At 65.0% G+C, this 8,867-nt stretch carries 9 protein-coding genes; 3 read left to right on the forward strand and 6 right to left on the reverse strand.

Going from position 1 to position 8,867, the window contains the following annotated elements; all coding sequences use genetic code 11:
- Positions 1-126: 126 nt before the first annotated feature.
- On the reverse strand, positions 127-582 hold the full coding sequence (locus AC4PRM_RS00005; RefSeq protein WP_492038326.1) for a hypothetical protein: 456 nt from the start codon (positions 580-582) through the stop codon (positions 127-129).
- Positions 583-702: 120 nt separating this feature from the next.
- Positions 703-1,278 carry a hypothetical protein gene (locus AC4PRM_RS00010; RefSeq protein WP_492038327.1) on the reverse strand — a complete coding sequence of 192 codons (576 nt, stop codon included), beginning with the start codon at positions 1,276-1,278 and terminating at the stop codon, positions 703-705.
- An 840-nt stretch (positions 1,279-2,118) separates the two neighbouring features.
- Here AC4PRM_RS00010 and AC4PRM_RS00015 point away from each other — a divergent pair.
- The gene (locus AC4PRM_RS00015; RefSeq protein ID WP_492038328.1) at positions 2,119-4,005 is read left to right on the forward strand and encodes an ABCB family ABC transporter ATP-binding protein/permease; all 1,887 of its coding nucleotides are present in this window, start codon (positions 2,119-2,121) and stop codon (positions 4,003-4,005) included.
- Here AC4PRM_RS00015 and AC4PRM_RS00020 read toward each other — a convergent pair.
- From AC4PRM_RS00020 to AC4PRM_RS00035, 4 genes are all read right to left on the reverse strand, one after another.
- On the reverse strand, positions 4,002-4,475 hold the full coding sequence (locus AC4PRM_RS00020) for a chemotaxis protein CheE (RefSeq protein WP_487923321.1): 474 nt from the start codon (positions 4,473-4,475) through the stop codon (positions 4,002-4,004). The genes AC4PRM_RS00015 and AC4PRM_RS00020 overlap by 4 nt on opposite strands.
- The gene (locus AC4PRM_RS00025; RefSeq protein ID WP_492038329.1) at positions 4,472-5,086 is read right to left on the reverse strand and encodes a response regulator; all 615 of its coding nucleotides are present in this window, start codon (positions 5,084-5,086) and stop codon (positions 4,472-4,474) included. Before AC4PRM_RS00025 ends, AC4PRM_RS00020 begins: the two co-directional genes overlap by 4 nt.
- A 60-nt stretch (positions 5,087-5,146) precedes the next feature.
- Positions 5,147-6,097 (reverse strand): acetyl-CoA carboxylase carboxyltransferase subunit alpha, encoded by a 951-nt coding sequence (locus AC4PRM_RS00030; RefSeq protein WP_373255428.1) that lies wholly within the window; start codon positions 6,095-6,097, stop codon positions 5,147-5,149.
- 86 nt (positions 6,098-6,183) lie between these two features.
- A complete protein-coding gene (locus AC4PRM_RS00035; RefSeq protein ID WP_492038330.1) occupies positions 6,184-7,083 on the reverse strand; it encodes a site-specific tyrosine recombinase XerD in 900 nt (299 codons plus the stop codon).
- A gap of 113 nt (positions 7,084-7,196) precedes the next feature.
- Here AC4PRM_RS00035 and AC4PRM_RS00040 point away from each other — a divergent pair, with 113 nt between their 5' ends.
- Both AC4PRM_RS00040 and aroB read left to right on the forward strand, forming a co-directional pair.
- On the forward strand, positions 7,197-7,763 hold the full coding sequence (locus tag AC4PRM_RS00040; protein ID WP_373255423.1) for a shikimate kinase: 567 nt from the start codon (positions 7,197-7,199) through the stop codon (positions 7,761-7,763).
- Positions 7,760-8,866, forward strand: a complete 1,107-nt coding sequence (gene aroB, locus AC4PRM_RS00045; protein WP_492038331.1) for a 3-dehydroquinate synthase — start codon at positions 7,760-7,762, stop codon at positions 8,864-8,866. The genes AC4PRM_RS00040 and aroB overlap by 4 nt, the downstream gene beginning before the upstream one ends.
- Position 8,867 lies beyond the last annotated feature (1 nt).

The raw sequence follows: 8,867 nt of genomic DNA on the forward strand, positions 1-8,867 counted from the left end.
GGAGCTTCCGCCGCGCTCTGATGTATCTTTGGGTGCAATGTCCGCTCTGGGTCGATGGCGGACTGTCGCCTATGGGTGGAAAGGGGACACTGGCCTGCAGCTGGTTGCCTTATGAGGACCCCGTTATCAGCCCTGTCCAACTAATGGGGAACAGGTCGGATCAACCACGTCCTGTTCCACAACTCGATATCCACCGAGATCATCCCGGACAATGCGAAGGGCTTGCTGAGCAGCATAACGGCCGCCGTTCTGCGCTCGATCGTAAAAACAGGCGATTACGCCATCCGGAGTCGTCCGCAGTATCGTAAGGCCGATTTTCCAATCTCCAGGCCGCGCCAAATAGGCGGTTCCTTCTGAGACCGTCAGTTCGGAGAAGGACCAGTCAGCAGGGCGTCGCCAACCCTCCACCCGACGCGGGCCGGTCGAGTTCCTGAAGGACGTCATGTCGAGGCCCTGAAGAATGTCAGCGGCTGAGGGATTGGCCTGCAACGATGCGATGACCGTCAGTGTGGCGAGAAGGGACAAAACCTGAGTCTCCGGACCGCGTTCAATGCGGCATTCGATCATCGGCGAACCAACCAAGGCTAGCAAGGTCCGCTATGGGTGGAGTGCCGACACTAGCCCTAGGCGCTAAACCCGACGTCAGGTGAATCTAGCAGCGGACCTGCCGAATGTCCGCGAAGGTGCAAAGCGGGCACTCATTTACGAGGCCGCCGGCGCTTGGCGGCAGGCGTAAGCGATGCCGTAGGGCTTCCCGAAACAGGATATGAGCCCGTCCAGAACATCCAGGTTTGGTGGCCAGGGCACCGACGGTTCGCCCGGCGTCATCAGGATTGCCTCGCGGGGTAGCCGGGACAGCCGATCCCTTGCTGTCTGCAACCGTTCCATATCGCTCTCCAGGAACGCGATACTTCCCTCGCGGTAGAGCTTTTGCCACTGAGGCTCGTCCGGATATTCCGCCGCCTTCATGAGCTCGAGGGCTCGCGCTGAGTCCCCCTGCAAGGCCAGCGCTTGAGCTTCGTGCCACATCAGGAGACTGACGTTCGCCGCGCCGAGGATGGGGCCGTGCCGGGACCGGTATTCGGACAGGACGTCGTCCGCGTAGTCTGAGCAAGACAGGCTGCCATCCAAAGAGCGCCAGCCATCCGGTCCTTGATCAAAGGCGGCAAACGACATGTCCAGCATTGCGTCAGCATCTGCCTCGCAGCTTTGTTCCGCAGGTCTGGCGCAGCCTGCGAGCCCGAGAAACAAACAGATCGCGAAAACCGTCCGGAACATGCGTCCCCCTCAAGCCGCTGCCGCAGATTCGTTATCCGCTCCCAGACGTCGATCCCTCGCGCCCACGCCGACAAACAATGCGGCTGATGTCTGCGACGCGGCGGGAGCAATCTTTGTGCTTCGGTCTGACAACGGACACTCGCAGCGGACATTCTGGGGTTCGGCTAGGGGTTTTGCTCGCGGACGCTAGGGAACGGATCCCGTGACACAGTCAGGCCGCGCTCCGTCACGTGAGCAAGGCAGGTCACAGTGGGATGAGTTCTTGCAGGCTTGATTGACGGCTCCTGCTCCAACGCTGGCCCAGTCAACAGAGTGGCCCGCGCAAGCTGAGATCGCGCCCGAGAGACCGATGGCGACCAGGATGAAAAAGGAAGGTTTTCCAAACTTCGAGCCGGCATCCATCTTCGATCTCCTCAGAAACTGTCTTGAAGCAATCTTCGTCAAACAACCCAAGGTTTGCAAGCGGTCGATCTGCCAGGTTCGCGCACGGCACCGGAAGAGCCCTGCTTGCCCCCAATGCCCTGTTTAACGGGCATTATCCCAACTCTGCCCCGCACGGTCGTGCGGCGTGGTATAATGGGCGTTCCGGTCTTTCACATCGCTAACTGGCTCGACACCGCCGCCGGGTGCGTCGCTCTGACCTGTTTCGGCCGCAGGTGGACTGAGTGGACTCAGTGGACTGTGTTTTTCGTCCGTCCGGCCTTCGCCCCATGAAATCCGCGCGATGACATGCATGTCGCGCTGCATTCTCCGAACCCACGGTCCCGAACCAAAAAATGCAAGACGCCGCTCGCCCGTCCCCCCTTTGCGGAACCCCCGGCGCGGTCCATATCTGCGCCCATGCGCGGTGAACGGTCGGGGCGGAAATCGGATTCTCTGGCCAAGGCGGCGCAGGCGGGACTGGCCGCGCCCGTCGCCGAGAGCCCACCGACCTGGCAGGCGCTGGGCGACCTGATCAAACTGGTCGGCCGGTCCAATGCCCCCCACCTGCGCCTGCGCCTGTTCGCAGCCATCGCCATGACCCTGGCGGGCAAGGCCTTGGGCGTCCTGGCCCCGCTGGTTCTGGGCGCGGCGGTCAACCACCTGGCCTCGGATCAGCCGACCGAGGTCGCCATCGGCCTGGGCTTTGCCGGTTTCGCCGTCGGCTGGGCCATCGTACGGCTGCTGTCGGCGATTGCCCCCAATGCGTCGGACGTGGTCTTCGCCCCGGTCCGTTCCGCCGCCCAACGCACGGCGGCGACCGAAACCTTTGCCCACGCCCTGAACCTGTCTCTGGATTTTCACCAGACCAAACGCTCCGGCTCCCTGTCGCGGACCATGGATCGCGGCGCCCGGTCAGTCGACTTCCTGCTGCGCATCCTGGCCTTCAATCTTGTGCCTACGGGTGTCGAACTGGTGCTGGCCGCCGGCGTGCTGGCGGGCAAATACGACTGGCGCTTCGGTGCGGTCGCCGTGGTCGTGGTGGCCGTCTATGCCGCCTCCACCTTCGCCCTGTCCAACTGGAGGCTGGAACACCGGCGCGAAATGAACGCCGCCGACACAGAGGCCGCAGGCGTCTCCGTCGACGCCCTGCTGAACTACGAGACCGTCAAATCCTTCGGCGCAGAGGCCCGTGCCGCCCGCACCTATGACGCGGCGCTCGGCGACTACACCCGCGCCTCGCTGAAGGCCAACAGTTCGCTGGCCCTGCTCAACGTCATGCAGGCGGTCATCATGAATGTCGGCCTGGGCGTCATGGCCGTCATGGCTGGGTTCGAGGCTGCTGCGGGGAGGATGGGGCCGGGCGACGTCACCGCCGCCGTCCTGATCCTGATCAGCCTATATGCCCCCCTGAACATTCTGGGCTTCGCCTATCGCGAGATCCGCCAGTCCTTCATCGACATGGAAGAGATGCTGAAGGTCACGCGCCAGACGCCCCAGGTCGCTGACGCTCCCGACGCCATCGCCTTGGCCAAGCCGGACGAAGGGTGCGCCTCTGAACTGCGCTTCGAGGCGGTCGGCTTCCGCCACGACGCCCGGGCCAGCGGGCTGGAGGACGTCAGCTTCGTCGCCGCGCCCGGCACCACCACCGCCCTGGTCGGCCCCTCCGGCTCGGGCAAGTCCACCATTGTCAAACTGGCCCTGCGATTGCTGGACCCGCAGGAGGGCAGGGTGCTGATCGACGGGCGCGATGTGCGGGCCGTGACGCAGGAGAGCCTTCGTGCTGCCGTCGCCCTGGTGCCGCAGGATGTGGCCCTGTTCAACGACACGATCCGCGCCAACATCGGCTTTGCCCGCCCCGACGCGGACGAGGCCGCCATCTGGGCCGCCGCCGACGCCGCCGAGCTGGACGACTTCATCCGCGGCCTGCCCGAGGGCATGGACACTCGCGTCGGCGAACGGGGCCTGAAATTGTCGGGCGGCGAGCGTCAGCGCGTCGGCATCGCCCGCGCCCTGCTGGCCGACCCCTGCATCCTGATCCTGGACGAGGCCACCAGCGCCCTGGACAGCCGCACCGAAGCCGCCATCCAGAAGACCCTGCGCAAGGCTCGCAGCGGCCGTACCACGCTGGTTGTGGCCCACCGCCTGTCCACCATCGCTGACGCCGAACAGATCCTGGTGCTGAAAGCCGGACGCGTCATCGAGCGCGGGGCCCACCACGAACTGGTCGCCCGTCAGGGTGGAGAATACGCGGCGCTCTGGCGCAAGCAGACACGCGGTGCCCGCACCGGCCAGATGGCGGACTAGGCCTTGGGCGCGACTTTGCGCAGCAGGATCTGGCGCAGGCTTTCCAGCACCTGATTGCGGGCATCGATCTCTTCGACCGGCAGGGTCTGCAGTAGCCGTAGCGACCGCGCGTGAACAGTCACGATGCGCCAGTCGAAAGGCTGGCCCGGCTGGGCCGCGTCGATCACGTCGCACAGCCCCGCCGCGCCCTTGCACAGGTCGTCCAGCTCGAACGGACTGGCCGCATCGATGACGGCGTTGGCGGCGTGGTAGACCTCCTCCAGCCGCCTCGCCAGCTCCATCGGACTGTCCGGGGCCGCGATCGATTCCAGAGCCGCGATCTGCGCATCGACCACGGCCGACGCCTCGGCCCGCTTGGCCTCGATATTGGCCCGCGCCTGTGTCAGGGCCACGCCGATGCTGACCCCGCCGGGCTTGTCGATCATCTGGGACAGGTTTGACTTGCGGCGGGCGTGGGTAATGACCGTCATCTTGCGCCTCCTGAGGCTGCGCGTTGTTCGGCATCGAACTGAGCCTTGCGGATCATCCCCGCGCGGCGCTCCTGACCAGGCGGATCACCTTGCCGAAAGCGGCGATCCGGTCCGAAATAGTCTCCGACCTCAAGGAACGGCCGACTGTCTCGCGCCACCCAGACCAGCCTCTCCAGCAGGGTCGAGGCGCTGAATGGCTTGGTAATCACGAAGCTGGCACCGCAATCGCGTGCCTCCTTGACCTTGGAGCGTCGGACGTGGGCCGCGGTCATGATGACGGGGACCAAGGCATTTGGATCCAGCCCCGACCGCCTCAGCCAGCGTACGAGGGCGTAGCCGTCCATCTCCGGCATCTCACAGTCGATGATCAACAGATCGACGTTGTGATCTTTCAGAATTTCCATCGCCTCGGCCCCGCTGTTGCAGGCATAGCGGGTCTTGATCCCGAAGCCGAGCAGAGCCTGGCTGGTCAGATCCAGCGCAAAAGGGGAGTCATCGACAACCATGGTGACCGCGCCGGTCAGGTTGATGACGGAACTCTCGCGCAGCGATTCGCCGACACCGCCTGACGGGCGCGAGGTTTTGGCAGGGGCGGCTGGAACCATGGCCATAATGTGCCACGCGCTAGGTAGCGGGACGGTTAACGCCAGGGTCAGATCTTGCGCTGTGGCTCAGCCCAGACGGCCTATGGCGTAGTAGCGGTCGGCACGCGCTTTCCGGATTTGTTCTGGCGTCAGGGTCGAGAGGGCAGCCAACTCCTCGGCTAGGACGTCGCCGACCGTGGCGATGGTCGCGTCTGCATCGGCATGTGCCCCGCCAAGCGGTTCCTCGATGATCCGGTCGATGATCTTCAGTTCCAGCAAATCCGGTGCCGTGATCTTCATGGCCATGGCCGCATCCCTCGCCCGGGCTCCGTCGCGCCACAGGATGCCGGCGGCCCCCTCGGGCGAGATAACCGAATAGATGGAGTGCTCCAGCATCAGCACACGCCCGGCTGCGGCAATTGCGATTGCCCCGCCCGATCCGCCTTCGCCCGTGATCGTAGCGATGGAGGGCACGCCCAATGTCAAGCACCGCTCCGTCGAGCGGGCAATGGCCTCGGCCTGGCCGCGCTCCTCGGCGCCCAGACCCGGATATGCTCCGGCCGTATCGACGAAAGTCAGGACTGGCAGGCCGTACTGCTCGGCCAGATCCATCAGGCGTACGGCCTTTCGATAGCCCTCGGGCCGGGCCATCCCGAAGTTGTGGGTCACGCGCGACTGGGTGTCGTTGCCCTTCTCATGGCCCATGACCACGACGGGCGCGCCTCTGAAGCGAGCCAGACCGCCGATGATCGCCTGGTCGTCACCGAACTGGCGGTCGCCCTTCAGCTCCTCAAAGTCGGTGAACAGGCCGTCGATATAGTGGCTGAGGTGAGGACGCTGCGGATGGCGCGCCACCTGGGTCTTCATCCACGGATCCAGACCGGCATAGGTCTTCTTGCGCAACTGCTCAGCCTTCTTGCGCAGGCCGTCGATCTCGGTCTCGAACGAACCGGAGGTCGAGGCGAGCAGCGACAGCTCCTCGATCTTGTCTTCCAGATCGGCGATGGGCTTTTCGAACTCGAGATAATGCGTGGCCATGAAGGCGTCCGGTCAAAGGCGCGCACTGGCGCGTCGGAGAAGGCGGCGGAACCTAGTGGGCGGAACGCCGTGGGGCAAGAGAGGGTTCAGCCGTCCCGTGCCAACGGATGATGCTGCGTTACCACCTGCGTCAGCCGATCCGTGGCCACATGGGTATAAATCTGCGTCGTACCGATGTCGGCATGGCCCAGCAGGGTCTGGACGACGCGCAGGTCGGCCCCGCCCTCCAAAAGATGGGTGGCGAAGGCGTGACGCAGGACATGCGGGCTGACGCGTGCCGGGTCGATGTTTGCCTCGATGGCCGCCTGATCCAGCAGTTGGGCAAATCGGCGCGGGGTCAGGTGGCCTTTGGCGGCAGATGACGGGAACAGCCAGGGACTATCGGGGACCTTGGGCGCTCGCGCCGCATCTCGTGCCATCAGCCAGGCCTTCACCGCCTCCCGAGCCGAGCCGTTCAGCGGGGCCAGCCGCTCCTTGCCACCCTTGCCGCGTACGATCAGCCAGGTCGGGTCACGACGTACGGCCTCGACCCGCAACGCCAGCAACTCCGATACGCGTAGACCGGACGCATAGGCCAATTCCAGCAGGGCGATCAGCCGCAGGCCCGCGTGCCCATCCCGCGCGGCCACCACGCCCAGCAGTCGCTCGATCTCCTCACGTGAGAGCACCTTGGGCAGCGACCGCCCCTGTTTCGGCGCATCCAGCCCCCGCGAAGGATCGTCCGTTCGCCAACCCTCGCCAAGCGTAAAGCGATAGAACTGCCGCACCGCAGAGCGCCGCCGTGCCTGGGTCGCCGCCGAAAGCCCCCGGCTGGCCAAGGAGGCATACCAGGCCTCGACTTCGGCTTCGTCTGCCTTCATCAGCCCCGACGGCGTACCCGCATCTGCATCAGCCAGATCGCGGCCGTAGGCGGACAGGGTATGAGGTGAAGCGTCGCGCTCGACCGCCATCATCTCCAGAAAGGCCTCGATCTGGGCATCGCTCATTACGCAACACGCTTTCGCAAGGCCGCGCTTGGTGTAGAGGATGGAGGGGTCATGCCGTGCCTGAACCCGTCCCCGCCGCGCTGCACCGTCCGTCCGTTCCCTGAGGGACGTCCGTGATCGAGCCTGTAGTTCCGTCCGAACCGATTCCCACGCATGAGCGTAGCATAGCCCTGGTGGGGCTGATGGGCGTGGGGAAATCGACAGTTGGTCGCCGACTGGCTCGGCGGCTGGGCCTGCCGTTTGCCGATGGGGACGCAGAAATAGAGAGCGCTGCGGGGATGACGGTCTCCGATATCTTTAGCCAGCTGGGGGAGGGCGAGTTTCGCGCAGGCGAGGCCCGGGTCATGAGGCGGTTACTGGACGGTCCTCGTATGGTGCTGGCCACTGGCGGCGGTGCCATTCTGAATGTGGACACTCAGGCGTCCCTCAGTGCGCGAGCGGTGACCGTGTGGATGCGTGCCGATCTTCACACCATCGCCCAGCGCGTTCAGCGGCGCGATACGCGACCCCTGTTGCGCGGACGGGATCCGCTAGAGGCCCTCAAGGGCCTGGCCGAGGCCCGTTACCCCCTTTACGCCACCGCCGATCTGACCGTGGATGTCAGTGACGGGGCTCATGCCCAAGCGGTGGAGGCGATTGTCAGGGCCTTGCAGGCGCATTGGGCGAGGACATCCGCATGATCACAACCATTTCCGTCTCCGGAACAGGTTTTCAGCCTTATGACGTAGTCGTGGGGCGTGGTGTGCTGTCCGAATTGGGGCCGCGTCTGGCTCCCTTAGCTAAGGGGCGCACGGTCGTCATCACTGACGAAATCGTTGCCGCCTTGCACGGTCCGGCCGCCATGGCCAGTCTTGAGGGGGCAGGGATCAAGGCCTGGCTTCTGACGGTCCCGCCGGGCGAAGGCTCCAAGTCCTTCGCCGAACTGGAGCGGGTGCTGGACCGTATGATCGCGTTTGGACTGGACCGTCGCGATCTGGTGGTCGCTCTTGGCGGCGGTGTGGTCGGAGACCTCGCAGGCTTGGCGGCCGCCCTGTTCATGCGCGGGATTGACTTCGTTCAGGTGCCGACGACCCTTCTGGCTCAGGTGGATTCCTCCGTCGGAGGCAAGACGGCGATCGATACGCCGCGCGGCAAAAATCTGATCGGGGCGTTTCATCAGCCACGACTGGTCCTGGCGGATATCGATGTGCTGGCTACATTGCCGGAGCGGCAGTTGCGCTCTGGTTGGGCCGAGGTGTTGAAACACGGCCTGATCTGCGACGCCGTCTTCTTCGACTGGCTGGCAGGGGAGGGGGCACAGGGTGTGTCCGGCGACCCTGACGCTCTGCATCGTGCCGTGGTCCGCTCCGTCGAGATCAAGAGCGCCATCGTCGGAGAGGACGAGAAGGAGGCGGGCCGCCGCGCCCTGCTGAACCTTGGCCACACCTTTGGCCACGCCATCGAGGCAGAACTGGGTTTTGACGAACACGCCCTAGCGCATGGGGAGGCGGTCGCTCTGGGCTGTGCTATGGCCTTCCGCTATTCGGCGGCGAGGGGGCTGTGCGTACTGCAGGACGCGACGCGCGTAGACGCGGTCATCGCCGCGGCCGGACTGCCTACACGCCTGTCGCAAGCGGGATCGTTCTCGGCTCAGGCCCTATTGAACCGCATGCACGGCGACAAGAAGGCCGAGGGAGGGGCCCTGACCTTGATCCTGGCGCGCGCCGTAGGCGACACATTCGCCGACAAGGCCGTGGATGCATCCGCGCTGCTAACCTGCCTGAGAACAGAAGGCGCAGTTTAGG

Source organism: Brevundimonas sp. DW-iso22 (assembly GCF_058725425.1).

Excerpts from the sequence above, each read along its gene's own strand:
- AC4PRM_RS00020 (WP_487923321.1), bottom strand. The coding sequence starts at position 4,475 with ATGACGGTCATTACCCACGCCCGCCGCAAGTCAAACCTGTCCCAGATG.
- AC4PRM_RS00030 (WP_373255428.1), bottom strand. The coding sequence starts at position 6,097 with ATGGCCACGCATTATCTCGAGTTCGAAAAGCCCATCGCCGATCTGGAA.
- AC4PRM_RS00015 (WP_492038328.1), top strand. The coding sequence starts at position 2,119 with ATGCGCGGTGAACGGTCGGGGCGGAAATCGGATTCTCTGGCCAAGGCG.
- AC4PRM_RS00025 (WP_492038329.1), bottom strand. The coding sequence starts at position 5,086 with ATGGCCATGGTTCCAGCCGCCCCTGCCAAAACCTCGCGCCCGTCAGGC.
- aroB (WP_492038331.1), top strand. The coding sequence starts at position 7,760 with ATGATCACAACCATTTCCGTCTCCGGAACAGGTTTTCAGCCTTATGAC.
- AC4PRM_RS00010 (WP_492038327.1), bottom strand. The coding sequence starts at position 1,278 with ATGTTCCGGACGGTTTTCGCGATCTGTTTGTTTCTCGGGCTCGCAGGC.
- AC4PRM_RS00035 (WP_492038330.1), bottom strand. The coding sequence starts at position 7,083 with ATGAGCGATGCCCAGATCGAGGCCTTTCTGGAGATGATGGCGGTCGAG.